30 protein-coding genes and 2 pseudogenes are annotated in these 24484 nt (G+C 72.0%); 13 read left to right on the top strand and 19 right to left on the bottom strand.

Features of this window, described 5'->3' with window-relative positions:
- Positions 1-17 precede the first annotated feature (17 nt).
- From AC3IYI_RS18835 to AC3IYI_RS18825, 3 genes and pseudogenes are all read left to right on the top strand, one after another.
- Entirely contained in the window at positions 18-893 is an 876-nt protein-coding gene (locus AC3IYI_RS18835; protein WP_489411282.1) for a haloalkane dehalogenase, read from the top strand.
- 175 nt (positions 894-1068) lie between these two features.
- A pseudogene (locus tag AC3IYI_RS18830) lies at positions 1069-1455 on the top strand (alanine:cation symporter family protein); the annotation flags it as partial.
- A complete protein-coding gene (locus tag AC3IYI_RS18825) occupies positions 1454-2017 on the top strand; it encodes a Uma2 family endonuclease (protein WP_489411281.1) in 564 nt (187 codons plus the stop codon). The pseudogene AC3IYI_RS18830 and the gene AC3IYI_RS18825, both read left to right, overlap by 2 nt.
- An 18-nt stretch (positions 2018-2035) precedes the next feature.
- Here AC3IYI_RS18825 and AC3IYI_RS18820 read toward each other — a convergent pair whose 3' ends face one another.
- Entirely contained in the window at positions 2036-2464 is a 429-nt protein-coding gene (locus tag AC3IYI_RS18820) for a nuclear transport factor 2 family protein (protein WP_489411280.1), read from the bottom strand.
- Between the two features lie 120 nt (positions 2465-2584).
- Positions 2585-2938, bottom strand: a complete 354-nt coding sequence (locus AC3IYI_RS18815; RefSeq protein ID WP_489411279.1) for a protease inhibitor I9 family protein — start codon at positions 2936-2938, stop codon at positions 2585-2587.
- 420 nt (positions 2939-3358) lie between these two features.
- Here AC3IYI_RS18815 and AC3IYI_RS18810 point away from each other — a divergent pair, with 420 nt between their 5' ends.
- Positions 3359-4546: a S8 family peptidase gene (locus AC3IYI_RS18810; protein WP_489411581.1), complete on the top strand. Its 1188-nt coding sequence runs from the start codon at positions 3359-3361 to the stop codon at positions 4544-4546.
- A gap of 20 nt (positions 4547-4566) precedes the next feature.
- A pseudogene (locus AC3IYI_RS18805) lies at positions 4567-4641 on the top strand (hypothetical protein); the annotation flags it as partial.
- Between the two features lie 204 nt (positions 4642-4845).
- On the opposite strand, the gene AC3IYI_RS18800 reads toward AC3IYI_RS18805, so the two are convergent.
- The 4 genes from AC3IYI_RS18800 to AC3IYI_RS18785 all read right to left on the bottom strand — a co-directional run bounded on the left by AC3IYI_RS18800 (position 4846) and on the right by AC3IYI_RS18785 (position 7932).
- On the bottom strand, positions 4846-5697 hold the full coding sequence (locus AC3IYI_RS18800) for an IS5 family transposase (RefSeq protein ID WP_489411278.1): 852 nt from the start codon (positions 5695-5697) through the stop codon (positions 4846-4848).
- 86 nt (positions 5698-5783) lie between these two features.
- Complete coding sequence (locus AC3IYI_RS18795; RefSeq protein ID WP_489411277.1) at positions 5784-6842, bottom strand: phosphotransferase family protein; 1059 nt, start codon at positions 6840-6842, stop codon at positions 5784-5786.
- A gap of 9 nt (positions 6843-6851) precedes the next feature.
- Positions 6852-7109: a DUF397 domain-containing protein gene (locus AC3IYI_RS18790; RefSeq protein WP_489411276.1), complete on the bottom strand. Its 258-nt coding sequence runs from the start codon at positions 7107-7109 to the stop codon at positions 6852-6854.
- Positions 7093-7932, bottom strand: a complete 840-nt coding sequence (locus AC3IYI_RS18785) for a helix-turn-helix domain-containing protein (protein WP_489411275.1) — start codon at positions 7930-7932, stop codon at positions 7093-7095. Before AC3IYI_RS18785 ends, AC3IYI_RS18790 begins: the two co-directional genes overlap by 17 nt.
- A 113-nt stretch (positions 7933-8045) precedes the next feature.
- Between AC3IYI_RS18785 and AC3IYI_RS18780 the strand changes: the two genes are divergently transcribed.
- Positions 8046-8264 (top strand): hypothetical protein, encoded by a 219-nt coding sequence (locus tag AC3IYI_RS18780; RefSeq protein WP_274548266.1) that lies wholly within the window; start codon positions 8046-8048, stop codon positions 8262-8264.
- On the opposite strand, the gene yczE is transcribed toward AC3IYI_RS18780, so the two are convergent.
- The gene (yczE, locus tag AC3IYI_RS18775) at positions 8223-8915 is read right to left on the bottom strand and encodes a membrane protein YczE (protein WP_489411274.1); all 693 of its coding nucleotides are present in this window, start codon (positions 8913-8915) and stop codon (positions 8223-8225) included. The genes AC3IYI_RS18780 and yczE overlap by 42 nt on opposite strands.
- Positions 8916-8976: 61 nt before the next feature.
- Between yczE and AC3IYI_RS18770 the strand changes: the two genes are divergently transcribed.
- The 3 genes from AC3IYI_RS18770 (at position 8977) to AC3IYI_RS18760 (ending at position 10840) form a co-directional block, all read left to right on the top strand.
- Positions 8977-9480: a GntR family transcriptional regulator gene (locus AC3IYI_RS18770; protein WP_489411273.1), complete on the top strand. Its 504-nt coding sequence runs from the start codon at positions 8977-8979 to the stop codon at positions 9478-9480.
- Positions 9363-10382, top strand: coding sequence for an aminotransferase-like domain-containing protein (locus AC3IYI_RS18765; protein ID WP_489411580.1), 1020 nt, complete (start codon positions 9363-9365; stop codon positions 10380-10382). Before AC3IYI_RS18770 ends, AC3IYI_RS18765 begins: the two co-directional genes overlap by 118 nt.
- 119 nt (positions 10383-10501) lie before the next feature.
- Positions 10502-10840 carry a GYD domain-containing protein gene (locus AC3IYI_RS18760; RefSeq protein ID WP_489411272.1) on the top strand — a complete coding sequence of 113 codons (339 nt, stop codon included), beginning with the start codon at positions 10502-10504 and terminating at the stop codon, positions 10838-10840.
- Between the two features lie 19 nt (positions 10841-10859).
- On the opposite strand, the gene AC3IYI_RS18755 is transcribed toward AC3IYI_RS18760, so the two are convergent.
- The 7 genes from AC3IYI_RS18755 to AC3IYI_RS18725 form a co-directional block, all read right to left on the bottom strand.
- Positions 10860-11273, bottom strand: coding sequence for a PIN domain-containing protein (locus tag AC3IYI_RS18755; RefSeq protein WP_489411271.1), 414 nt, complete (start codon positions 11271-11273; stop codon positions 10860-10862).
- Positions 11270-11542, bottom strand: a complete 273-nt coding sequence (locus AC3IYI_RS18750; protein ID WP_489363372.1) for a CopG family transcriptional regulator — start codon at positions 11540-11542, stop codon at positions 11270-11272. Before AC3IYI_RS18750 ends, AC3IYI_RS18755 begins: the two co-directional genes overlap by 4 nt.
- 137 nt (positions 11543-11679) lie before the next feature.
- Positions 11680-12285: a GNAT family N-acetyltransferase gene (locus tag AC3IYI_RS18745; RefSeq protein WP_489411270.1), complete on the bottom strand. Its 606-nt coding sequence runs from the start codon at positions 12283-12285 to the stop codon at positions 11680-11682.
- Between the two features lie 7 nt (positions 12286-12292).
- Positions 12293-12766 (bottom strand): hypothetical protein, encoded by a 474-nt coding sequence (locus AC3IYI_RS18740; RefSeq protein ID WP_489411269.1) that lies wholly within the window; start codon positions 12764-12766, stop codon positions 12293-12295.
- A gap of 32 nt (positions 12767-12798) precedes the next feature.
- The gene (locus tag AC3IYI_RS18735; RefSeq protein ID WP_489411268.1) at positions 12799-14325 is read right to left on the bottom strand and encodes a PTS transporter subunit EIIC; all 1527 of its coding nucleotides are present in this window, start codon (positions 14323-14325) and stop codon (positions 12799-12801) included.
- 75 nt (positions 14326-14400) lie between these two features.
- Positions 14401-15327: an N-acetylmuramic acid 6-phosphate etherase gene (gene murQ, locus AC3IYI_RS18730; protein ID WP_489411267.1), complete on the bottom strand. Its 927-nt coding sequence runs from the start codon at positions 15325-15327 to the stop codon at positions 14401-14403.
- 221 nt (positions 15328-15548) lie between these two features.
- Positions 15549-16535, bottom strand: a complete 987-nt coding sequence (locus AC3IYI_RS18725) for a MurR/RpiR family transcriptional regulator (RefSeq protein ID WP_489411266.1) — start codon at positions 16533-16535, stop codon at positions 15549-15551.
- A gap of 102 nt (positions 16536-16637) precedes the next feature.
- Here AC3IYI_RS18725 and AC3IYI_RS18720 point away from each other — a divergent pair, with 102 nt between their 5' ends.
- Positions 16638-17051 carry a DUF8819 family protein gene (locus tag AC3IYI_RS18720; protein WP_489411265.1) on the top strand — a complete coding sequence of 138 codons (414 nt, stop codon included), beginning with the start codon at positions 16638-16640 and terminating at the stop codon, positions 17049-17051.
- 7 nt (positions 17052-17058) lie between these two features.
- Positions 17059-17325 (top strand): DUF4031 domain-containing protein, encoded by a 267-nt coding sequence (locus AC3IYI_RS18715; RefSeq protein ID WP_243339573.1) that lies wholly within the window; start codon positions 17059-17061, stop codon positions 17323-17325.
- A 56-nt stretch (positions 17326-17381) separates the two neighbouring features.
- Here AC3IYI_RS18715 and AC3IYI_RS18710 read toward each other — a convergent pair whose 3' ends face one another.
- Positions 17382-18605 carry a Cmx/CmrA family chloramphenicol efflux MFS transporter gene (locus AC3IYI_RS18710; RefSeq protein ID WP_489411579.1) on the bottom strand — a complete coding sequence of 408 codons (1224 nt, stop codon included), beginning with the start codon at positions 18603-18605 and terminating at the stop codon, positions 17382-17384.
- A 69-nt stretch (positions 18606-18674) separates the two neighbouring features.
- Positions 18675-19388: an HD domain-containing protein gene (locus AC3IYI_RS18705; RefSeq protein ID WP_489411264.1), complete on the bottom strand. Its 714-nt coding sequence runs from the start codon at positions 19386-19388 to the stop codon at positions 18675-18677.
- A gap of 110 nt (positions 19389-19498) precedes the next feature.
- Between AC3IYI_RS18705 and AC3IYI_RS18700 the strand changes: the two genes are divergently transcribed.
- The gene (locus AC3IYI_RS18700; protein WP_489411263.1) at positions 19499-20203 is read left to right on the top strand and encodes a copper homeostasis protein CutC; all 705 of its coding nucleotides are present in this window, start codon (positions 19499-19501) and stop codon (positions 20201-20203) included.
- A 78-nt stretch (positions 20204-20281) separates the two neighbouring features.
- Here the strand turns inward: AC3IYI_RS18700 and AC3IYI_RS18695 are convergent, their stop codons facing one another.
- A complete protein-coding gene (locus AC3IYI_RS18695) occupies positions 20282-21280 on the bottom strand; it encodes a DMT family transporter (protein ID WP_489411262.1) in 999 nt (332 codons plus the stop codon).
- Between the two features lie 141 nt (positions 21281-21421).
- On the opposite strand from AC3IYI_RS18695, the gene AC3IYI_RS18690 reads away from it, so the two are divergent.
- A complete protein-coding gene (locus AC3IYI_RS18690) occupies positions 21422-21874 on the top strand; it encodes an Lrp/AsnC family transcriptional regulator (protein WP_489411261.1) in 453 nt (150 codons plus the stop codon).
- Between the two features lie 43 nt (positions 21875-21917).
- On the opposite strand, the gene AC3IYI_RS18685 is transcribed toward AC3IYI_RS18690, so the two are convergent.
- A complete protein-coding gene (locus tag AC3IYI_RS18685; protein WP_489411260.1) occupies positions 21918-22241 on the bottom strand; it encodes an aminotransferase class I/II-fold pyridoxal phosphate-dependent enzyme in 324 nt (107 codons plus the stop codon).
- A 57-nt stretch (positions 22242-22298) separates the two neighbouring features.
- Positions 22299-24404 carry a HelD family protein gene (locus AC3IYI_RS18680; RefSeq protein ID WP_489411259.1) on the bottom strand — a complete coding sequence of 702 codons (2106 nt, stop codon included), beginning with the start codon at positions 24402-24404 and terminating at the stop codon, positions 22299-22301.
- Positions 24405-24484 lie beyond the last annotated feature (80 nt).

Raw genomic sequence — 24484 nt, 5'->3', positions numbered from 1 at the left:
CCACAGGAGCAGCAGCCATGCCCGTACAGCCCGTACTCGACTCGACGATCCACTACCGGGAGGCCGGTGCGCGTACCGGTGTGCCGGTGGTCTTCCTTCACGGGAACCCGACCTCCTCCCACCTCTGGCGGGAGGTGCTCCCCGCCGTCGGCGGTCAGGCGCGGCTGCTCGCGCCGGACCTGATCGGGATGGGGGACTCGGGCAAGCCCGCCATCGGCTACACCTTCGCCGACCACGCCCGCTACCTCGACGCCTGGTTCGACGCGCTCGGGCTGGAGGAGGCGGTGCTCGTCGGGCACGACTGGGGAGGCGCGCTCGCCTTCGACCGGGCCGCCCGGTATCCGGGGCGGGTACGCGGGATCGCGTTCACCGAAACCATCGTCAAGCCGATGAGCTGGGAGGAGTTCCCCGAGGGCGGCCGCGAGCTGTTCCGGGCGATCAAGACGCCGGGGGTGGGGGAGGCCATGCTCCTCGACGCGAACGGCTTCGTGGAGCAGGCGCTGCCCGGCAGCGTCGCCCGGCCGCTGGACCCCCGCGACCTGGACGTGTACCGGGCCCCGTACCCGACCCGGGAGAGCCGGCGCCCGCTGCTGCAGTGGGCCCGGTCGATGCCGCTGGGCGGGGATCCCGCCGAGGTGGTCGCCCGCGTGGCGGCGTACGGGGAGTGGCTCGCGGGGAGCCCCGGGATACCCAAGCTGCTGCTGACCTTCGCCCCGGGGCCCGGGGCGATGACGGGACCGGCGACCGTCGACTGGTGCGTGGCGAACATCGCGGGCCTGGAACTCGCCCGGCACGACGACGTGCCCGCCGGGCACCACACGCCCGAGGACCACCCGCTGCTGGTCGCGGCGGCGGTACGGGACTGGGCGGGGCGGCACGGGCTGTGGGGGTGAGACGGCTGGCGAGCCGGTCGCTCCGAGCGGCGGGCGCCCGGTCGCTCCGGCGGGAGCCCGGTCGCTCCGAGTGGCGAGGGCGGGGCGAAGGGCGCGCAGCGCGGGCCTTCGGACCCCCCGGCGGCGGACGTAGGTCCCTGTCGGTGGGCCTTCCGCCCCGGGGAGACTTCGCATCATGGACACTCTGGATTCGGTGATCGTCAACGTCAACGATCACCTCTGGACCTACCTGCTGATTCCGCTGGTGGTCGGTGCGGGCCTGTACTTCACGGTCCGCTCCCGGGGTGTGCAGCTGCGCCTGCTGCCCGAGATGTTCCGGGTGGTGAAGGAGAAGACCCCGCCGCGCGCCGACGGCCGCAAGCAGGTCTCGTCGTTCGGCGCCTTCACGATCTCCGCCGCCGCGCGCGTGGGTACCGGCAACATCGCCGGTGTCGCCGCCGCCATCACGCTGGGCGGCGCGGGCGCCGTGTTCTGGATGTGGATGATGGCTCTGATCGGCGCGGCCTCCGCCTTCGTGGAATCGGCCCTCGCCCAGCTCTACAAGGTGCGCAACGCCGGCGGTGCCTACCGGGGCGGCCCGGCCTACTACATGCAGCGGGCGCTCGGTAAACAAGGGCTGGCGGGCCGAGATCGACGGCGGCCGGATCACCTTGAAGCCGCCGTCCCACCGTCACCGCCACGCCATCGCGGCCACGGTGCAGCGCGCCCTGTACGGGGTCGTGCCGCCCGAGTGGGGTGTGTATCTGTGGCTCGGCGTCCACATCGCGGCACTCGACAAGCTCTACGTGCCGGACCTCGTGGTCGCCCCGGCCGCCCTGGTGGATGACGTGGGACCTGAGGTCTCCGACCCCGTCGACGCGGCCGAGGCGCTGCTCGTCGTGGAGATCACCTCCAAGAGCAACGCCGAGGACGACCGGAAGAAGAAGCTCTGGGCCTACGCCCACGCCCCCGTCCCGGTCTACCTCCTCGTCGACCGCTTCGACGAGCACGGCCCCACGACCACCCTGTTCACCGAACCCCAGAACGGCGCGTACAAGCACGCCGTCCGGGTCGCCTTCGGCGACGGGTTGCGGCTCCCCGAGCCCTTCGCGCTGACGCTCGGCACGGGGAGCTTCCCGCACTGATCCGCCGGTCCGTGGCCGTCAGGCGAGGCGGTCCGGTATCGGGGCCAGGTCGTAGTTGGCCCAGACGTAGGAATCCATCTGGTGCTGGTCGCCGGAGAGGTTGGTGACCCGGTCGACCTTGCCGTCGGCGTCGAAGTGCCAGACCAGCGCCCACAGCGTGTCGACCTTGCCGACGCCCCCAGTGGTCCAGCCGCGGTGGACGTCGACCACGTACTCCTCGTTGGCCTCCAGGAACAGCGGGTCGGCCTGGAATCCGGCCTTGCCGAGCTGGGTGAAGAAGGCCGCGACCTCCTCGACGCCCCGCTTGGTACCCGACAGCGGGTGGTGGCCGGGGATGGTCCACTCGATCCCCTCCGCGAGCACCTCCCGCATGCCGTCGAGGTCGTAGGCCGCGTAGGCGGTGAAGAACTTGGTGATCGCGTCGACCTTGGCGTTCTTGTCGCTCATGTGGTGTGGATCCGTTCCTTCTCGTCCGTGATCGCGTGCCGTTCCTCGTACCGCGCACGATCGACGATAGGTGCGGACTCCCGCGTTCAGGAGGGGGATTTCACCCGCGGGCCGACCGGCCTAGGCCGGGCCGGAGACGGCGACCGGGCCGTCCGGCTCGACCGAGGTCACGACCGCCGTCGCCCGCAGGGACTCGACCTGTTCGGGGGAGAGGCGGGCGCTGAAGCCGTTCAGGGCGTGGCGGTAGACGTGGACGGGGGTGATCCCGTAGGCGTCCGCGACGGCGGCCGGGTCGAGGCCGCGGTGCACGGTGACGATGTACGCCGGCCACTCGGCCGGGGCCGTACGGGACGCGGGAGCGGCTGGTCCGGTGGTGGGGGAGAGGGGGGCGGCGTGCGCGGGCAGGGCGGCCGAGGCCGCCAGGGCGAGGGCGGCGAGGGTCGTCGGCAGGGTCCAGCTCGTACGGGTACGCATGTCGGCGAGGCCACCACGTACGGCCGGTCCGGTGAACGACCTGCGGCGGCGCGGCGGCCGGGGGCGGGGGTGAACCGCGGGAACCGCGAATGCGCCCCTCGCCGGATGCGCGCGCGGTGTCTTCCGTACGGGTGAACCTGCCGGCCCGCGCCGCACGGGCGCGAGGTGTTCGCGCAGGTCGGGAGGGGCCGGGAGCCACGAGGGCGGAATCCTTTCTTCAGTCGGTACGAGAATCAGCCCGCGCCGGCCTGCACCGGCTCGCGGCGCGGCCGTACGGCGGCGCCGGCCCGGTCAAGGCCCGTGGCCGGTCCGCCGATGAACGGGAGGGCCGCACTCCGGGACGGGTTTTTCGGTGTTCCCGTCGGAAGGAGGCGGCTTCCGCATGCCGCCCTCCACCCTTCGGGAGTCCCCTCGATGTCGATGCGCCTGCTCGCCCGCGCCGCCACCGCCGCCCTGCTCGCCGTCACCCCGGTGGCCGTCGGTTCCGCGTCCGCCGACGCCGCGCCCGAGCCCACCCCGGTGCCGCTGACCGTCTCGGCCAATGCCATCCCCGGCCAGTACATCGTGACGCTCGAGCCCGGCTACGAACCGGCCAAGGTGGCGGAGCGGCTGGGCCTCAAGCCGAAGTTCCTCTACACCAAGGCCATGAACGGCTTCGCCGTCCCCATGACCAAGCTCCAGCTGGAGATGGCCCGCGTCGCCCTGGGCGTGAAGTCGGTCGAGACGGACGCGAAGGTCTCGGCCCCGTCGAGCGTGCCGTCGACGGCCCCCGCCCTGCGCGGGCCGTCCGCGTCCTGGGGCCTGGACCGGATCGACCAGAAGGAACTGCCGCTCGACGACACCTTCACCACCCAGGGCAACGGCGCGGGGGTGACCGCGTACATCCTCGACACGGGCATCGACTACAAGCACGAGGAGTTCGACGGCCGGGCCACCTTCGGCTTCGACGCGATCAAGGACGGCCGAGACGGCCAGGACTGCAACGGCCACGGCACGCACGTCGCGGGCACGGTCGCCGGCCAGACGTACGGGGTGGCGCGCAAGGCTTCCCTGGTCAGCGTCCGCGTCCTCAACTGCGAGGGGACGGGCGACTCCTCCGGGATCATCGCCGGCCTGGACTGGGTGGCCAAGAACGCCAAGCAGCCCGCCGTCCTCAACGGCTCCCTGGGCGGGGACAAGTCCGAGGTGCTGAACTCGGCGGCGGACGCCGTGACGGACGCGGGCGTCCTGCCCGTCTTCGCGGCGGGCAACTCCTCGAAGGACGCCTGCCTCGTCTCGCCCGCGTCGGCTGGGAAGGTGCTCACGATCGCCGCAAGTAACCAGTGGGACGAGGAGACCAGCTTCTCCAACTACGGTGACTGCGTCGGCCTGTACGCGCCCGGAGAAGCGGTCGTCTCCGCCAAGCTGGGCGGCGGCAGCGTGGCCGAGAACGGCACGTCCATGGCCGCACCGCACGTCACCGGCGTGGCCGTGCTCTACAAGCAGGCGAACCCGTCCGCGACGCCGCAGAGCATCGTCGAGTACTTGAGGGACGAGTCCACGAAGGACGTGCTGAAGAGCATCAGCAAGGGCACCCCGAACGAGCTGCTGTTCACCAGCGGCCTCTGACCACCACGGACGCGAGGGCCGTGGCGCTCACGCAGCGGCGCGATTCCTTCGACGCGGTGATCTGTCTGTATGCCCTGATCCACATTCCGGTGGAGGAACAGCCTGCCCTACTGAGCCGGATCGCTTCCTGGCTGCGGCCCGGGGGCTGGTTTCTGGCCACCACCGGGCATCGGGCCTGGACCGGGACCGATGCGAGGGCGACAACGGCCATGTTTTGTTCTGGGCTCGGCGGCGGCGCTCACTTCACCTCACCCCCAAGGAACTTCCGGGGGCGACCACTTAGAGCGTCCGCCAGTAGGTCATCGGATGCGGGGTGTGCGGGGTCGTGTGTTCCAGCGGTAGCGGGTCCATGCCTGGCGGATCAGGTGGCGGACGGTGACGAATACGCAGGCCAGGGCGATGTAGAACTTGATGGCACTCTTTCGTCGCTCGGTGCAGCGTCGGAGTTTCCCGAAGTTGTTCATCCAGGAGTTCGTGCGCTCGACGACCCACCGGCCTCCCGCCTGGATCGGGACTTTCTCTCCGCGTGGGGTGATCTGTGCGTCGATGCCGCGTTCGGCCAGATCGTCGTGGACGGGGCGGTAGTCGTAGCCGGCGTCCAGGCCCAGCCGCGGGCGCTCCGGCAACGGCCCCAGGGCCTTCTCAAGATGGCTGTACGCGTCCAGGGTGGCGGGCAGGAGAGTGTGGTCGCGGATGTTCGCGGGTGCAGGCTCGGTGATCAGGGGTATGCCGCGGGCTTCGGTCAACTGCGAGCGTTTGAGGCCTTGTTTACCGCGGTCGACGGGGCTCCTGCCGGCGCACTCACCACCAGAGGGGGCCTTCGTGATGCAGCCGTCCGCGACGAGGTGGTCCAGATCCAGGCCGATCACACGGTCGTAGGCGTTCAGGACCAGCAGCCGCAGCTCCTCCATGACTCCCAGCTTGATCCACTCGTCCCGACGGCGCCGCAGCGTCGTGGCGGAGCAGTACTCGTCGGCCGCGCGTTCGTATCCGCAGCCGAAGGCGAGGACCTGGACCAGGCGGTCGAAGACAATCCCGTCGGCTATCCGCGGGTTGTGACAGCCCAGCGGATGACGCTCCTCACGGTCAGGCAGCAGCGCCAGGAACTGGTCGCGAACCGGTTTGAGCAGGCATGATGGGACAGCAGGCACGGACACCCCGAGTGATCATGAAGCGTGAGAACTCCATGATCGGGGACCGTGCCTGCACCACTTCACCCGCCTACTGGCGGACGCTCTTAGTACCAGGGGCGGGCGTCGGGCGTGGGCAGCGGGCGCAGCTTCGGCCAGCGTGCGACGAGGCGGTCGGCCAGGGCGGAGCTGAGGCGGCCGACGCCGTGCAGGTGATCGTGGTCGCGGGTCATGCCGGCGACCACGCCCAGGCGGTGGACGAGCCGCTCGCGGGCGGTGACGTAGCCCCACTCGAAGTCCTCGACGGGCACCCGGGCGAGCTGGTCGACCGTGCCGCGGTGGGCCCGCTCGACGAGCGCGTCGCCCTGGATCACCCAGCCCGCGCACGCGTCGGCGAGGTCACCCGGCACGTCCGTCCCGGTGAGGCCGCGCCAGGTGCTCCGGTAGATGTCCTCGACCTCGGTGAGCGGGGCCGCGGTGACCGACAGGGCACACCAACAGGTGGGGAAGCCGATGCGGAAGTAGGCGAGTTCCATCAGGCCGTTGCCGAGCGAGGCCCGCTCGAAGTCGACGAAGCGGATGCCGTCGGCGGTGCGCAGGTCATTGCCGGGGCAGGGGTCGCCGTGCAGCAGCGCATGGTGCGGGGTGGGGTCCAACCGGTCCAGGAGACCGGCGAGTTCGCCGGGAACCGTGGCCGGTACGGGTACGTCGAGCGTCCCGGCCAGGGCGAGGAAGGACTCCGCGTCGCCGGTGGTGGGCCCCGACGCGACCGGCAGGGCGCCCGCGTCGGCGGGCCCGGTCAGGGCGTGTAGCCGGGCGAGCGACTCGGCGTACGCGGGCAGCCAGTCGCCCGTCTCGCCGAGGTCGGCCACGTACTCCAGGACGATCACCCGCGAGGCCGGGTCCGTGGCGAGCACCGCGGGAGCCACGGCGGGCCCGGAGGCCCGCCCCGCCAGGCGCAGCCCGGCGAGCTCCCGCGCGAAGCGGGTGCCCGCGTCGGCGGCCGTGTCCCCGACGTCGGTGGCCTGCTTGACGATCACCGGCCGCCCGTCCGACAGTCGCACCCACCACACGCGTGACCGCGGACTGCTGTCCAGGAGTTTGGTCTCCTCGGGGGTGCCCAGGGTGGAGATCAGCGACTCGTTGAACGGAAGACGGTTCGACATGCGCGGCTCCTAGACGAGGGCGGCGACGAAGGCGGCCCAGGCGGGGGCGCCGAAGGTGAGGTGGGGGCCGTCGGGGACCTTGGAGTCGCGGACGGGGATGATGCCGGGGTGGCCGTCGGCGACTTCGAGGCAGTCGCCGCCCGTGCCGTCGCTGTAGGTGGACTTGCGCCAGGTGGCGATCTCCAGGCAACTTCCGCCGCTGCCGTCGCTGTGGCTGGATTTGTGCCAGGTGGCTGTCGACAGGCCGTACTCAGGCTGCTGCGTCATGCTCGTACCCCTCCGCCACGGACTCGATCAGGGCCAGTGACTCGTGCGGTGACAGTGCGCTGGCTGTAAGGAGATCGTAGGTCAGGGAGTGGCGGGCGACTGTGGCTGGATCGTCCAACAGGATCCCTATCGCGTTCCCTTGGACGTAGGCGAGCGGTGGAGCGTCCTCGAACGACATCAATTTGAGCGTGCCGCCCATGGAGGGATGTGCGCCCGCACTGAACGGGAGTACTTGCACGATGATCCGGCGTGATCGCATCAAGGATGCGATGTGGCGCAGGCTCTGGGCCATCACGGTCTTGCTGACCACGATCCGCCTAAGGAGGGTCTCATCGAGCACACACCACAACAATGGCGTTGTTGGATCACTGAGGAGCTTTGCGCGGGCCAGCCGGTTGGCGACCAGCTCGTCGATGACCTCGTCCGTCGCGGTCGGCTGATATGCACGGAATACCTCCCGGGCGTATGGCTCCACCTGCAATATTCCGGGGATCGCCAGGGGCGCGTACTCCCGGATCTCCTTGGCCAGGGCCTCCGCCTCGGCCGCTGGAGCGAAGTGGTTGGGGTACTTGGACTTGGCCAGCGCCCCGGAGTTGCGGGTGAAAAAGTCGTCCGTGCCGAGGATTCGGTCTATCTCGCGGCCCAGCTCCACCGTCATCCGGCGCGTGCCCGCTTCGAGTTGGCCGATGAAGGAGCCGCTGACGAAGAGGGGCTCTCCGAGTTTGTCCTGGCTGAGGCCGGCCCTTTTGCGGGCCACGCGCAGTTCGGAGCCGAGCATGGTGCGGGGTGAGGAGAACGGGTCGACGTCTCCGGAATCGGGCACGGCAACTCCCCTGACAACAGGTGCGGTTGTTGGTGTGTGGCCCATGAAGGCTAGCCAGGGCGTGGCCACGCTGTGTACCGAACGCGATTACTCAGAGCGAAAGGTGACATGTCATGGTGCTCACGCCGATGGAGCGGATGCTGGCGGCCGAGGAGGCCGTGGGGCAGCTGAAGGCCGCGCTGACGGACGTAGGGGTGGTGTTCCCCTCGCTCGGGGTGGACGGGGTGTCCGCGGCGGGGTCGTACGGGCTGCCGCTGGTCGATCTGGGGCGCTGCAACCTGGACACCGCGCTACGGCTGGCCGCCGTCCTGCACGAGCGGGCCCACCCCTGAGGGATCGGTGAGGCGGACGGTCAGGCGCGGGAGGAACCAGCCGACCAGGGGGCCCGTGCACAGGGCGACGAGCACGGTGCCGAGGCCGAGGGTGCCGCCGAGCAGCCAGCCGAGGCCGGCCACGGACACCTCGATGCCGGTGCGCACCGTCGCGACGGGCAGGCCGGTGAGCCGGACGAGTCCGGTCATGATGCCGTCGCGCGGGCCCGAGCCGAACTGCGCGCCGAGGTAGAGCGCGTCGAAGAAGCCGAGGGCGACCAGGCCGAGGGCGAGGTACGCGAGCGCGGCGGCGGTCCCCTGGGGGGTGGGGAGTACGGCGGCGGTGGCGTCGGCGGCGAAGCCGACGATGGCGACGTTGAGGACGGTGCCGAGCCCGGGGAGCTCGCGCAGCGGGATCCAGGCGAGGAGCACCAGGAGCGAGATCAGGTTGGTGGCCCAGCCGAAGGAGATGCCGAGGCTCTTGGCCGCGCCGTCGGTGAGCACGCTCCAGCTCGCCGTGCCGAGGCCGGACTCGACGAGCACCATGACGGCGGCGCCGTAGCCCGCCAGGCCGAGCAGGAGTTGGGGGACGCGGCGCGCGGTGCGGCCCGCACGGAGCTGGGCGAAGGCGTTCATGCGGGGCGGGTGGGTGGCGGGAGCGGGGTGAGGCATGGCCTTAGCCTCGGAGATATCTGGACCGTGATTCCATAGCCAGATTGGTTAGCCTGGTCCGATGAAGATCAGCGCGCACTCCGTCGGACGCATGGTGGGGACCTGGCAGGAGGGGCCCGGCCCCGCGCACCGGCGGCTCTCCGACCGGCTGCGGCTGCTGATCCTGGACGGGCGGCTCTGTCTCGGGGCGGCGCTGCCGGGCGAACGCGATCTCGCCACGGCGCTCGGTACGAGCAGGACCACGGTCGGGGCCGCGTACCGCACGCTGGTGGAGCACGGGTACCTGGAGACGAGGGAGCGCGCGAGGGCGACCTACGGCTCCCGCACGGGGACGCGCCCGCTCCGCGCCGGGCCGGTACGGACACGGAGGCCATCGACCTGTCCTTCGCCGCGCCGCCCGCGCCCTCCGAGATCCTTCACGCCGCCTTCGCGACGGCGCTGGAGAGGCTGCCGCTCCACTTCGAGCGGCACGGGTACGACCGGTACGGCACTGCGGAGCTGCGCGAGGCGGTCGCCGGGTGGTACGGGCGCAGGGGGCTGCCGACCTCGCCCGATCACGTCATGATCACCAGCGGTGCGCAGCACGCGATCGGTCTGCTGGTGCGCACGCTGCTGTCGCCACGGGACAAGGTGCTGTTCGACCACCCCACCTATCCGCACGCGATCCGGGCGTTCACCGATGCGCGCGCCCGGCTCCTGCCGGTGGCGGTGGGCCCGGCGGGCTGGGACGTACCGCACCTGCTCACGGCGGCGCGGTCCGCGCAATTGGCCTACCTGATCCCGGACTTCCACAACCCGACCGGGATGTACATGCCCGTGGGCGTGCGCCGGAGCCTGCGGCCGGCCTGCCCCACGATCATCGACGAGACGCTGGCCGATCTGCGGCTGGAGGCGGCAGACCCGGATCTGACTGCGGAACCCTTCGCCGCGCACCACGCCACCGCCATCAGCATCGGCTCGGTGTCCAAGAGCATCTGGGGTGGCCTGCGCATCGGCTGGATCCGCGCCGTGCCCGCGCTGCTGGAACGTGTCGCGCGGGCCCGCCCCGCGACCGATCTCGGCACCCCGGTGGTGGAACAGCTGGCCACCGCAGCGCTTCTGAACGGTGGTCAGACCCGACGGCCGGACGCGCTCCGTCAACTCCTGGAGCAGCAGGACGCCCTGCTGGGGGCGCTGGCGGAGCACCTGCCGGAGGTCCACGCGCCGCGGGCGGCGGGCGGTGTGACGCTCTGGGCGCGCTTCCCGGAGCCGGTCGCCTCGCGGCTGGCGGCGGTCGCGCCGGACCACGGGGTGGTGATCGCGGCGGGGCCGCGGTTCGGGGTGGGCGGCGCGTTCGAACGTCATGTCCGGCTGCCGTACACGCTCCCGCCGCCCCGGCTCGCCGAGGCCGTGCGCCGCCTCGCCGCCGCGCACCGGGCCCTCACGGCGGGTGCCACCGGGATCCATACGCCGGCGCCGGTGGCCTGAGCCGCGTTGGGCCGTGGCGGTGGCCGTCTCCGGCCGTTCGGGGGAACGGCGGCGATCCGGTCCACCCCTTCTGCCGTCCGGCGTGGGCATCGTCGACGCAACGAAAGAAGGTGGACGCGATGCCGCTGTATCTGTCGAGGTTCAGCTACACGCCGGAGACCTGGGCGAGGCTGATGGCCCACCCCGAGGACCGGGCTCAGGCCGCCCGGTCGTACATCGAGTCCGTCGGCGGGAAGCTGCACGGCTTCTGGTACGCCTTCGGCACGCACGACGGCTACAACCTCTGGGAGGCCCCGGACAACGTGTCGATGGCCGCGGTCGCTCTGGCGATCAGCGGGGGCGGCGCGCTCAGCTCGTTCGAGACGACGGTCCTGCTGAGCGTCGACGACACCCTGGACGCCCTGCGCAAGGCCGAACAGATCCGCTACCGGCCCCCGGGTGCGTCCGGGACGCCGTGAAAGCGGGGATCGACGACCTCTAGACCTTCACCGCGGCGAAGCGCGTGCCGCAGAGCGCGGTGAGGTCCTCGGGGTCGGAGGTGAGGACGGTGACCGGGCCGGGCGCCGCGAGTGCGGTGGCGGCCAGCATCGCGTCGATGGCGTACTTGTGCCCGTGCAGGCCGGCCTCGCGGAGCAGGGCCGTGGCGGCGTGGGCGATCTCCTCGGTGACGGGCTCGACCACCACTCTGGACAGCGCCCACATGAGGGCGGGCATGTTGATCTTCAGGTGCACCACCTCGACAAGGGTGGCCGTGCTGGTGATGACCCGCATGTCGTCCGCGAGGGCGAGGGCGAGCCAGCGCGTGATCGTGCGGTCCCGCAGCACTGCCTTTGCGAGTCCCTCGCTGTCCAGCACGAGGGTGCCTCCGGGCTTGGTCGGCTTCGGAGTCATGCGACGTCCTTCTGCTCGGTGTTGCTGTCGGGCTGCCCTCCGTGGGCGCGGCGGAATTCCTCCCGGGTCGCGTCGATCTCCTCCGCGGTGATCGGTCCGTGCTCCGCCTCCGCCACGGCGACGAGCTCCGCCAGGTTGTCCCGTTCGATCTGACGGGCCACGGCGGCGGTGACGTAGGCGGAGAGGCCGGAGGGGCCGCTGCGGGCGCGAGCGGCCTCGGCGATGTCGCGGGGCATCGAGATGGAGTACTTCTGGGTAGCATCGCTCATGCCACCCATGCTACTTCCGGTGCCACCGCCGGGCTCGGCGTGTGGGGCGTAGAGGTACATGTGCATAGGCTCTCGGCATATGCAGGACCGGGATGACTTTTCGTGCCGGGTTCGCTCGATGGGGTGACGGCCCGCCCTCAGTCCGTGCTGAGCCTGGCGTGGAGGTGTTCGTCGTGCCAGCCGTCCGCGTGGAGGAGGGCGCCGCGCATGGTGCCCTCCAGGGGGTAGCCGGATTTCAGGGCGAGGCGGCAGGAGGCCGGGTTGGCCGTGGAGTGGGTGATGCGCAGGCGGTGCAGGCCGAGGTCCTCGAAGGCCCAGCGGGTCAGGACGGACAGGGCCTCGGTGGTGGCTCCGCTGCCGCGGCCGGCCGGGAGGAGCCAGTACACGAACTCCCCGCTGCCGTCCCGCAGGTCGATGTCGGCGAGGCCGATCATGCCGACCGCCACCGGGCTGCCGTCGCGGTCGCCGTCGCCGGCTTCGGTGGGGGCCAGGGCCCAGACCGCCGAGCGTTCCGCGTGCCAGCGCTCGCGCCAGCGGGCCATGCGGGTGACGGCCTGGGCCTCGGTGAGCGGGTCCGGGCGGTTCCAGTGGCGGATGTCCGGGTCGGCGTACGCGGCCACGAGCGCGGGGGCGTCGTAGGGCTCCCAGGGGCGCAGGCGCATCCCGCAGGGGAGCTCGTACGAGGGCTGGGTGAGAGCGGCCATCCGGCCTGACGGGACGACGGGCGGTATCGAGTCGGTCATCGGGTCATCATCGGCCGTCGGCGTACTCGTGCCGAGCACCGGTGTCCGCCATCGGGGGGTGGTCGCCCCGGCGACGGCTCTCGGCGATCACCGCGGCCGGGGCGGTGGCGCGGAAGAGGGCGAGGAGTGCGCGGCCCTCGGCCGAGTCGGGGTCGAAGAGCTGGCGGGCGAGGCCGGGCGTGACGGCCGGGCCGTGCAGGCGGACCTCGTGGCAGCTGAAGCAGAACTGGGCCTCGAACAGCGCGAACGCGAGGTCGTCCGCGTAGGCGCGCATCGCCCAGCCCGGATGGAATCCGCAGCGGTGCCGTACGCCGTCCGGCAGCGACGCGACGAGCGCCAGCGCCGTCTCCGTCTCGGCCCCGGTCCACAGGGCGACCGGTTCACCCGTGAACGGGCCGTCGGCGGATCGGGTCGGCGGCGCGGTGAGGCGTACGACCTCCATCAGCGCGGTGGTGGACACGGCTTCGGCGGGGAGCTGCATGTCCGCAGTCTCCCCGCAGGCGCCTCGTACCGTCAGGCCAGGGCCGGTTCCTTCGCGGACTCCGGTTCCGTGGCCTGCGCCGGCTCGGTGTCCGGGCCGGAGTTGAAGTCGGTCAGCATCTGCTGCGTGAAGCCGAAGAAGTACGTGGCAGCGAAGCCGACGAGGTAGCCGACGGCCAGGCCGCCCGCGTAGATCGCGATGGTCATCCCCATGCCCGACTTGCCGTCCAGCAGCGGGAACAGTGCCCAGCCCGAGGGGCCGATGGCGGTGGAACCGAAGGCGGTGCCCAGCTGGTTGAAGAGGCCCACGAAGGCTCCGCCCGCGGCGCCGCCGATGCAGGCGGTGATGAAGGGGCGGCCCAGGGGCAGGGAGACACCGTAGATGAGGGGTTCGCCCACGCCCAGGAAGCCGGCCGGGAGGGCGGACTTGATGGTGGCGCGGATCGAGCGGTTGTGCGGGAGCTTGTAGTAGACGGCGATGGCCGCGCCGACCTGGCCCGCGCCCGCCATGGCGAGGATGGGGAGCAGGACGGTGTAGCCGGTCTGCTCGATCAGGGTGGTGTGGATGGGGATCAGGGCCTGGTGCAGGCCCAGCATGACCAGCGGGAGGAAGAGCCCGCCGAGGACCAGGCCCGCGAAGGCCCCGCCGGTGGCGAGCAGCCAGGTGGCGAAGGTGCCGATGGCGCTGGAGACCTCACCGGCGACGAACATCAGGCCGAAGATGGTGACGAGGCCGGAGATCAGGACGGTGAGGGTGGGGGTGACCAGGACGTCCAAGGCCTCTGGGACCCACTTGCGGCACCACTTCTCCACCTGGACGGCGAGCAGCGCGGCCGCCAGTGCGCCGAGTACGCCGCCCTGGCCGGGGGAGAGCTGCTGGCCGAAGGCGTCGATCTTCGCGACGCCCGGGAAGACGATGATCGCGGCGACCGCGCCGCCGAGGATGGCGGTGCCGCCGAACTCCTTGGCCGTGTTGTAGCCGACGAAGACCGCGATCAGGGACATGAACCCGGAGGCCATCGCGGCGAGCGCCGGGACGACGGCCGGCACCCAGCCCATGTTGGTGAGGAACCCGCCCAGCCCGGCGATGATGCCGCAGCCGATGAGGGCCGGGATCAGCGGGACGAAGATGTTCGCGATGCGGCGCAGGAACAGCTTGAAGGGGGTGGAGTTCTTCGCCTTCCGGGCGTTCTTGATGGCCGCGCCCTGGGCGGCGAGTTCGTCGGCGGTCACGGTGTGGGGGGCCGTGGTGTGGGGGCCCGCGGTGTGGGCGGCGGCGGGCGCCGTCGCGGCGGCCGACCGGCCCTCCTCGACCAGGGCTTCGAACTCGGGCGTGACGCGGGCGACGGTGCCCGGTCCCAGCACGATCTGGTAGGTGTCGTCCTCGACGACGCCCATCACGGCGGGGAGGGCCTTGAGGGCCTCGTCCTGGACCAGGGAACGGTCGCGCAGGGTGATGCGCAGCCGCGTCATGCAGTGCGCGATGGAGAGGATGTTGTCCGGACCGCCGACCAGGGGAAGGATCGCGGCGGCTGTGGCGCGGTTCTTGTCAGTGGACATGTGGTGTTCGCCTTGCTGCTGGGGGGTCAGCGGGGGTGGCCTGGAGGGCAGGGGTGGGTCAGCGCGGGGTCTGGGTCAGCGCGGGGTCTGGGTGAGGGCGGCTCGGAGGTGGCCCCGGGAGGCGGCGAGCAGGTCGGCGGCCGTGGGGCCGTCGACTCCGCCGAGGATGACGAGGATGGCCTGCTTGACCTCGCCGTCGGCGGCGGTGAGCGCGGCCTCGATCTCGGCGTCGGGGGCGCCGGTGGCCAGCGAGACGATGCGGCGGGCGCGGGCGCGCAGCTTCTCGTTGGAGGAGCGCATGTCGACCATCAGGTTTCCGTACGTCTTGCCGAGCCGGATCATCGTGAGGGTCGAGATGAGGTTGAGGACGAGCTTCTGCGCGGTGCCGGCCTTCAAGCGGGTGGAGCCGGTGAGGAGTTCGGGGCCGACGACCACCTCGATGCCGTGGTCGGCGGCGGCGGCGAGCGCGGAGCCGGCGTTGCAGGACAGGCCGACGGTGAGGGCCCCGCGGTCGTGGGCGAACTCGACGGCGCCGATCGCGTAGGGGGTGCGGCCGGAGGCGGAGATCCCGATGACGGTGTCGTCGGCGGTCAGGGCCAGCGCGGTCAGGTCCTCGGCGGCCAGTTCCTTGGAGTCCTCGGCACCTTCGACGGCCTTGACCATGGCGGAGGGGCCGCCCGCGATCAGGCCGACGACTTCGGAGGGGTCGGTGTTGAAGGTGGGCGGGCACTCGCTGGCGTCCAGTACGCCCATCCGGCCGGCGGTGCCGGCGCCCGCGTAGATCAGGCGGCCGCCGCGGGCCATCCGCTCGGCGATCCCGTCGATGGCGGCGGCGATCGTCTCCAGCTCACCGGCGACGGCGGCCGGGACGGTGGCGTCCTCGGCGTTCATCAGGCGGGCGATCTCCAGGGTGGACAGCCGGTCGATCTCGGCCAGTTCGGGGCGGAAGGCCTCGGTGGTCAAGGTGGCGAGCTGGGCGCGGAGTTCGGCGTACGCGGTCATGGGCTTCGGCTCCTGAGCTACTGGCTGCTGTTGCTGGTGTCGCTGCTGGTGCTGTTGCTTCTAGTGCTGTGGCCGGAAAGGTTTGCCGGGTCGCGGCGTTCGGTGCGGTGCATCGCAAGGCGGAGGACCGCGCCTCGTACTGGACGTACCGGCGTGGTCCGACAACGCGGCGAGGTGCCGTGCCGGGCGTCGCGACCCGGTGAACCTTTCCGGTCACAGCACTAGCGGGTGGTGCTGCCCCGCTGGGCGGCGGGTACGGGGGTGTGGTGGCGGGGTGCGAGCGCCTCGTACGAGGCTGCGAGCGCGGGCGCCGCCGTCTCGTAGGTCTGCTGGGCGACGCCCACGAACAGGCAGTCCACGACGAGGAGCTGGCTGGTCCGGCTCGACATGGCCGCCGGGCGCAGCTGGGTCTCGCGGGCGGCGGAGGTGGCCAGGACGAGGTCGGCGTAGTGGACGACGGGGGAGTTGGCGCGGGCCGTGAGCGCGAGGGTGGTGGCGCCGTGCTCGAAGGCGGTGCGCAGTGGCTCGATGACGTCGCCGGTGCCGCCGGAGTGGGTGATGGCGACGGCCACGTCGCCGGGGCGCAGCAGCACGGCGGTGGTGACGGCCAGGTGCGGGTCGCCCGGCGCGTGGGCGATCAGGCCGATGCGCGACAGCTTCTGCGCGAGGTCCTGGGCGACGAGGCCGGAGGCGCCGACCCCGTAGATCTCGATGCGGCGGGCGCCCGCGAGGGCGGCGACGGCCGAGCCGAGGGCGGTGACGTCGAGTCCGGCGGCGGTGTCGGTGAGGGTCTGCGCCTCCTCCTGGGCCAGCTTGGCGACCACGTCCGCGAGGGAGTCGTCGACGGCTATGTCCACGGTGACGGCGGGGGCCGCGCCGGACTCCTGCTGGGCGGCGAGCGCGGCGAGCGCGAGGCGCAGGTCGCGGTAGCCGGCGTAGCCGAGGAGGCGGGCGGTGCGGACGACGGTGGCCTCGCTGGTGCCGGTGCGGGCGGCGAGGTCGCTGACGGTGAGCGCGGCGCATCCGGCGGGGTCCTCGGCGACGGCCTCGGCGACGGCCTGCATGGAGCGGGTCATCGAGGGGCCGAGGCTGCGGACGCGGGCCCGCAGGGCGGCGGGGGCGGGGACGGGGACCGGGGCGGGGACGGGGACGGGGACGACGGTCGCGTCCACGCTGCCGCTGAAGGTTTCTTTCGCATTCTTGCTCACCCTTGAAACTTATTTTCAGGGGGGCGGGAACGTCAAGACGCCATAAGTCATCGGGGAAAGAGGACCTTCGCCACATGACCCGTCCGGGTCCACAATGTGTCCATGGACCACGCGACCCCCCTAGAACAGGCGCTGCACGCCGCACGCGCCCTGGTACTCGCCGATCTCGTCGCGGGCGAGGTCGCAGAGGCCGATGTCGTCTCCCTCGTCGAGAACGCGGTCACCCACCGCCGGTGGTGGGTGGAGGAGTGGCCGGAGGGTGTCGACTACCTCGCCGGACTCGTCGCCCAGGACGTGAAGGACGCGCTGCTGGAGAAGTACGGACGCTGGCCGCTGTGCCCGGTCTGCAACCACGGCGAGCCGCACGCGCTGGACGTGGAGCCCGAGCTCGGCCCGGACCCGATGTGGGTGTGCTCGGAGGCCGGCGTGCGGGTGGCGCCGGTGGGCGGCCTCGGACCGGTACTCGGCGGCGGCCTCGGCTCCGGGAGCGGCTCCGCCTTCGGGTACGGCGAATGAGCCGCCGGTGACGGTGTACATCGACCCGCCCGACTGGCCGGGTCACGGCCGCATGTGGTCGCACCTGGTCAGCGACGCCTCGTTCGAGGAACTGCACGCCTTCGCGGCATCGATCGGCTGCCCGCCGAAGGCCTTCGAACGCGACCACTACGACGTCCCGGAGCATCGCTACGCGGACGCGGTGGGCGCGGGCGCGGTGGAGATCGGCAGCAAGGAGCTGGTCCGCAGGATCACGGCGGCCGGGCTGCGGCGGCCCAAGGGGCGGCCGGCGTAGGCGCTGTCCGCTGTCTACTGCCTGTGCTGTCAGGGCTTGGCTGCGGGTGCTGTCCGTCAGACCTTTTCGGTCGCGCCCGACCGGGACGGGGCCGAGGTGGCCACCACGAGGGTCGGGCGGGCCGCGCGGGACCCCGTACGGCGGTCCAGGCGCAGCGCTACGAGACCCAGGGCGATGGCGGTGACGGTCATCGCGCCGCCCGCCCAGGCGGTGGCGGAGTAGCCGTACCCGGCGTCGATGACGGTGCCGCCGAGCCAGGGGCCGCCGGTGTTGCCGAGGTTGAAGGCGGCCGTGGTGGTCGCGCCGGCCAGCGTCGGGGCGGCGCCCGCGACGTTGAACATGCGGGCGTTGAGCGCCGGGGCGGTGAAGAACGCCGAGAAGCCCAGCAGGAACGACAGGGCGATCGCGGCCGCCGCCGTGGAGGCCAGCAGGGCCAGCACCGCGAGGAAGACAGTGGAGGCGGTGATGCCCCACAGCATCACCCCGAACAGGTGCGCGTCGGCGATCCGCCCGCCCGCCGTGGTGCCCACCAGCGCGCCGATCCCGAAGAGGCCGAGGATCCAGGGGACCCACTTCGAATCGAGCCCGGCCACGTCCGTGAGCAGCGGGGACAGGTAGCTGAAGGCGCAGAAGACGCCGCCCGCGGCGAGCGCCGTGACGCCGATCGACAGCCACACCTGACGGTCGCGGTAGATGCGCAGCTCGCGCGCGAGCGTCGGCTTCTCGGCGGGCAGCGGGATCTTGGGGATCAGCGCGAGGATGCCGACGAGCGCGACGGCGGAGGCCGCGCCGACCGCCCAGAACGCGGAGCGCCAGCCCAGGTGCTCACCGAGGAACGCGCCGGCCGGGACGCCGAGGACGTTGGCGATGGACAGCCCGCCGATCATGACGGCCATGGCCCGGGCCCGCTGGTGCTGCTCGACCATGGCGATGGCCACGGCGGCGCCGACCGCCCAGAAGCCGGCGCAGGCGAGCGCGGAGACGATGCGGGAGGCGAAGAGCAGCTCGTACGAGGGGGCCAGCGCGCCCGCGACCTGCCCGAGGCCGAAGAGGGTGATCAGCGAGAGCAGGGTGGTGCGCCGGGGCAGCCGCAGCGTGGCGACGGCGAGCAGGGGCGCTCCGACGACCATGCCGATCGCGAAGGCGGATATGAGCAGGCCCGCCTGGGGGATGGTGACGCCCATGTCCTCGGCGATGGGTGGCAGGAGCCCGGAGAGCATGAACTCGCTGGTACCGAGTGCGAAGACGGAGAGGCCGAGGATGTAGACGGCAACGGGCATACGGGTGCGTTCGGCTGCGGCGGGCATGAACTATCCCAACCACGACGCACGGGATCGCATTCCCCAGGGCTATGCGGTGCCGCTTTCGCCTTCGCCTTCGCCTTCGGTTTCGGTTTCGCTGAGCTCCGCGAGCTCGGCGGCCAGGTTCGCGCGGGCCGGGGCCTCCCAGTGCGCAGCCCCGTAGGCGGTGCGGAAGAGGCGGGGCAGCTCCAGCAGCTGGCGCAGCACCGCGGCCCGGCCGGCGCGGAAGGCCTCGTCGGGGACGAAGCCGTACTCGGCGCGCACGGCTGACGCGTAGGCGGCGTACTCCTGCGCCGTGCCCGCCAGGACGCCCAGGTCGGCGTCGCAGAGCAGCTCGCCGTTGGTGTCGCCGGGTGCGGGGTCGTGGGTGATCGTGAGCCGGACGAGACGGGCCACCTCGGCGGTGCGGGCGCCGTCGATGCCGAGCTCGGGCAGGGCGCGCTCGGCGAGGGCGGCGCTGCGCTCCTCGTTTTCGGAGCGGTCGGGCCGGTAGACGGCGTCGTGGAACCAGGCGGCGAGCTCTACGGCGGGCTGGTCCGCTCCTTCCCCCTCCGCCGCGAGTACGTCGATGCGTGCGAGTACGTCGGCCAGGTGCGCGGTGGTGTGGTACCTGCGCTGCGGCTCCGCCCAAGCGGTGAGGAGGCGGTCGGCGTAGGGGGCGGGGTCGAGTCCGGGGGCGGCTCCGGCGGCGGCGGTGGTGGCGTGCCAGCGGGCGCGGAGGTTCTGCTCGCGGTGCGTGTCGGACGTCATGGCGGATGTCATGCGCACATTGTGGTGGTGGCGTGATTGTGCTGGTGAAGGGCGGGGGAAGGCCCGTACCCTGGATATTGGACTAGACCTATTTTCCAATGCGGGACGAAGGATGGGATTACATGAGCAACCGTGCGCTCCTGGAGGTGATCGCCCTCGACGTGGAGGATGCGGTCGCGGCCCAGGCCGGTGGGGCGGACCGACTCGAGCTGGTCACCGACATGGCCGCCGACGGGCTGACCCCGCCGCGCGAGACCTTCGCGGCGATCCGGGCGGCGGTCGACATCCGGCTGCGCGTGATGCTCCGGAAGGCGGACGGCTTCTCGGCGGGCTCCGCGCAGGACGTGGAACGCCTGGTGGAGGAAGCGCGAGCGCTGCGCGCCGAGGGCGCGGAGGAGTTCGTCCTGGGCTTCCTGAACCCCGACGGCAGCCCCGACCTCACCGCCGTCGAGGCCGTCGTGGCGGAGCTCGGCGGCTGCGGATGGACCTTCCACCGGGCGATCGACCGGGCGGCCGACCGGGACCAGCTCCGCAAGGCGGTCGCGGACCTGCCCGGGCTGGACACCTACCTGACCGCGGGCGCGGCGGGCGGGGTCGACGAGGGCCTGCCGGTGCTCCTGGCGGAGGCGGCCCGGTCCGCGGCCGCCGAGCCCGGCTACGAACCCCGCATCCTGGTCGGCGGCGGCCTGGCCCTCTCCCACCTGCCCGTCCTGCGGGAGGCGGGCATCTCCGCGTTCCACATCGGCAGCGCGTCGAGGCCCTCCGGCTGGGACCGCCCGGTGTCGCCGGAGGCGGTCGCGCGGTGGCGGACGGCGCTCGACGGCTGAGGGCGCCGGGCGGGAGCCCGGGGGGCCAGGGGCCGGGCGCGCTGCCCCCGGCCCCGGCCCCGGGCCCGGGCCCGCTGCCTAGGTCCGGACGGTCGCGGTCGCGGAAGGCCCGGTTGCGGAAGGGGCGATGTCCGAAGGTCCGGACTCCGAAGGCTCGGTCGCTCCCGCGTCCGGCGGCCCCGCCTTGCTCCCCGGACCGCGCTCGATCATGCCCAGCGCCACCCCGATGATGATGACGACGCCGCCTGCGGCCTGGGCCGCCCGGATCGACTCCCCGTTGATCACGACGGCGCCGATGACGCCGAAGACCGGTACCAGGTTGAGGATGTTCACGGCGACGCTCGACGCCATCCTGCGCAGGCCGTAGTTGTAGAGCAGGAAGCCGCCGACCGAGCACGCCACGGCCAGGTAGACGAGCAGCGACGAGGCGGTGGCGCCCGGCGCGTGCCAGTCGCCGATCTCCAGCAGGGAGGCGAGGAGGAATCCCGCCGCACCCGCCAGGGTCTGGTAGTAGGTGATGCTCACGGCGTTCTGGCCGGCGCCGGCGCGCTTGGCGAGCACGTTGTACCCGGCCCAGGCCAGCCCGCCGAGCAGCAGGAGGACGTCTCCGGCCCAGCGTGCGCTTCCGCCGACCTGGGCTCCGTTGCGTACGACGAGGAAGGCGCCGACGGCGGCCAGCAGCACGCCCGCCACGCGCAGCAGCGGCATCCGGGTGCGGTGGAGGACCAGTTCCAGCAGCATCGTCATCAGCGGGTACGTGGCCACGATCAGGGACGCGTCGGACGCGGTGGACAGATCGACGCCGATGTTCTCCAGGATGAAGTAGACGGTGATGCCGAGGAATCCGCTCAGGTAGAGCTGCCGCCGCTGCCGGGCGTCCGGCCGGGCCGGGCGATGGCGGTTCAGCCGCACCATCGCGGCCAGGAGCACGGCCGCGATGGTGAACCTGATGCCGCCGATGCTGAGCGGCCCGACGTCCTCCAGTACCTGCTTGGTCACCGCGTACGAACTGCTCCAGAACAGTGCGGCCGCCACCACCGCACTCACCGCCCCCACGCCGGGCACTCGCTCGCGCACCTGAAGTCGCCTCTCTCCACCACCACCGAACACGCCGTTGGCCGAACAAATGCCAGTCAACTGGCGAGCAGGTTAGCGAGATCATCGAAGCTGATGCTTAGAATCCGAACTACCTTCGGAATGTGGCAGAGTGAGGCAGGCGTGGACGAACTAGATTCGGCGTTGGTGCGGATGCTCCAGGAGGACGGTCGGCGCACCAATCGCGACATGGCCCAAGCGCTCGGTATCGCGCCGTCCACTTGTCTGGAGCGGATCCGGTCGCTGCGTGAGCGCGGCGTCCTGACGGGGTTCCACGCGGAGGCGGACCTCACGGCGATCGGCCGCGGGCTGCAGGCCGTGATCGCCGTACGGGTCCGCCCGCCGACGCGTGCGGTGATCGAGGCCTTCCAGGCCTTCCTGGAGCGGATGCCCGAGGTGATCTCGATCTTCGTCCTCACCGGAAACGACGACTTCCTCGTGCACGTCGCCGTCCGCGACACCGACCACCTGCACGCGGTGGTCCTGGACAAGCTGACGAAGCGTCCGGAACTGGCCGACGTACGGACATCGGTGGTCTACGGGCACATGCGCAAGAAGGTCATCGGGCCGACGTGACGCCCGCGCGGAGACCGCACGAGCGGGACACCGTACGAGCGGGTCACCACCCCGGTGGCGTGGTCTCCTTCGCCGCCGTGATCAGCAGGTAGTTCGCCTCGACGCCGCCCACAGTCACCCGCAGGCCGCTGCGCGGGAAGGCCCGGACCAGCAGACCGCGCCGCTCCCACTCCTGCGCCACCGACTCCGTGCCCTCGCCCACCGGCGGCCACAGGAAGTTGGTCTCGCTGGGCAGCACCTCCCAGCCGAGCCCGAGGAGCGCCTCGCGGGTCCGCTCCCGCTCCGCGACGATCCGCTCCACCCGCTCGAAGAGTTCCGCCTCCACGCTCAGCGCAGTCAGCGCGGCCTCTTCGGCGAGCCGGCTCACCCCGCACGGCTCAGCACGTCAGCCCAGCGCCTCGGCTCAGCGCGTCAGCTCAGCGCGTCAGCTCAACTCGGCCGGGAGCGGGGCCGCGTGGAGGAGGGTGAGGCCCGAGACGGCTCGGGTGAGGCAGACGTAGAGGCGGCGCAGGCCGGTCCGTTCGTCGGGCTCGCCCGCCACCACGTCCGCCGGCTCGTGCAGTACGACGTAGTCGTACTCCAGACCCTTCGCGAGGGACGCCGGCACCAGCGTCAGCCGCGACTGCGCCGTGGTCTCCTCGCCGGGCGAGAGGTAGGGCAGGCCGGCCGCCAGCAACGCCTCCCCGAGCTCCGCGATCCGCGCATCCGCGGCGATCAGCCCGATCGACCCCTCGTGCACGAGCGAGGCCCGGCAGGCCGCGATCACCGCCGCCGGAAGGGCGGAGGGAGAGTCGACCGGGGAGACGATCAGCGAGCCCGGGGTCTCACGGACCGAGGAGACCGGCGACAGGCCGGGCGAGATCGCCGGCAGCAGCCGTGAGGCGTAGGCGATCACCTCGCGCGGCACGCGGAAGCCCGCCGTCAGTTCCTCCAGCACCGCGCCCGGCTTGCCCAGATGCCCCAGCGCCTCGTCCCAGCTGCGCGTCGCCCACGGGGTCGTGCCCTGTGCGAGGTCACCGAGGATCGTCGCCGAGCCGGTCGTGCAGCGGCGGCCGACCGCCCGGTACTGCATCGGGGACAGGTCCTGCGCCTCGTCGATGACGACGTGGCCGAGCGAGTGCGTGCGCTCCACCAGGTCCGTCGCCTCGTCGATGAGGACCAGGTCCGCCGCCGACCACTTCACCGACTTCACGCTGCGCGCAGGCTTCGCCCACAGCAGCACCTGCTGCTCCTGCTCCGACAGGATGCCGTCCGCGTGCTCCGTGAGGAACTCCGGGTCGGAGAGGAGGCGCAGCACCAGCTTGGCCGGTTCGACCAGCGGCCACACCGCCTTGACCACGGCCTTCACGGCGGGATTGCGCGCCACCGCGTCCTGGACCCGGTCGTCGGGCGCCTCGCCCGCCTGCTCCATGCGTACGAGGACCGCGTGCGAGATCCGCTGCGGGAGGGCGTCGCGGGCGGCTCCGTAGCGGATGTCGCGGTTCTGGAGTTCGGCGACGATCTCGGCGATCTCGTACGCGGGCACCCGCCAGCGGCGCGATCCGCGGACCACCATCAGCGGTTCGACGGGCTCCGACACGTGCGAGTGGACCGCGCGGCGCAGGACCTCCGCCATCCGGGCGTCGCCCTTGACCACGGCGGTTTCGGCGGCGTCCGCGCCGCGTACCTCCAGGTCCGCGCGGGCGACCAGATCGTCGACCGTGGCCTGCTTCACCTCCAGCTCGCCGAGGGCGGGCAGGACCTGCTCGATGTAGTGCAGGAAGGAACGGTTCGGCCCGATGACCAGGGTGCCCGTACGGGCGAGGCGGTCGCGGTGCGCGTAGAGGAGGTACGCGACACGGTGCAGGCCGACGGCCGTCTTGCCGGTGCCGGGACCTCCCTGCACGCAGACGGAGCCCGACAGGCCGGAACGGACGATCTCGTCCTGCTCCGGCTGGATCGTCGCCACGATGTCGCGCATCGGGCCGACGCGCGGGCGCTCGATCTCCTGCTGGAGCAGCTTGCTGACGGCCGCCGCCTCGGCGGGGTCGGAGAGGTGCTCGTCCTCGTACGCGGTCAGCTCGCCGCCCGTGTAACCGAAGCGGCGGCGCAGCCCGATGTCCTGCGGGTCGTTCTTCGAGGCCCGGTAGAAGGGCTGGGAGACGGGCGCGCGCCAGTCGATCACCATCGGGTCGCCGCCCGCGTCGTGGACGTGGCGGCGGCCGATGTAGAACTGCTCGCCCTCCGCGCCCTCGGCGAGCTCCGCGCCGGGCGCGTGCAGGTAGTTGAGGCGGCCGAAGAAGAGGGGGGTGTGGGCGAGGTCGGCGAGGGCCTTGATCCGGTCGTCGATCTGGGCTTGCAGGACGATCGCGTTGACCCAGTTCGCTGTGACGTCGCGGATGTCGAGGTTCTCGACGTCCTCGCGCATCGCGCGGAGCGCGGACCGGGAGGCGGCCAGGTGGGCCCGCTCGCGACCCAGGGGGTCGGTGGCGGCTGCGTCGGCTGTCGCCGATGCGGCGTCGGGGTCTGTGGCGTGGGCGTGCGCGGGCACGGAACTGCCTCCATCTGCTGAGGACCTGCGTGATGCGGGCGGACGGGCCCGCCGGTTTCCGAGCGGCCGGCGGCGCTCCC

Source organism: Streptomyces sp. GL_148, from assembly GCF_057834205.1.
This window is presented reverse-complemented; position numbering and strand designations above follow the sequence as displayed.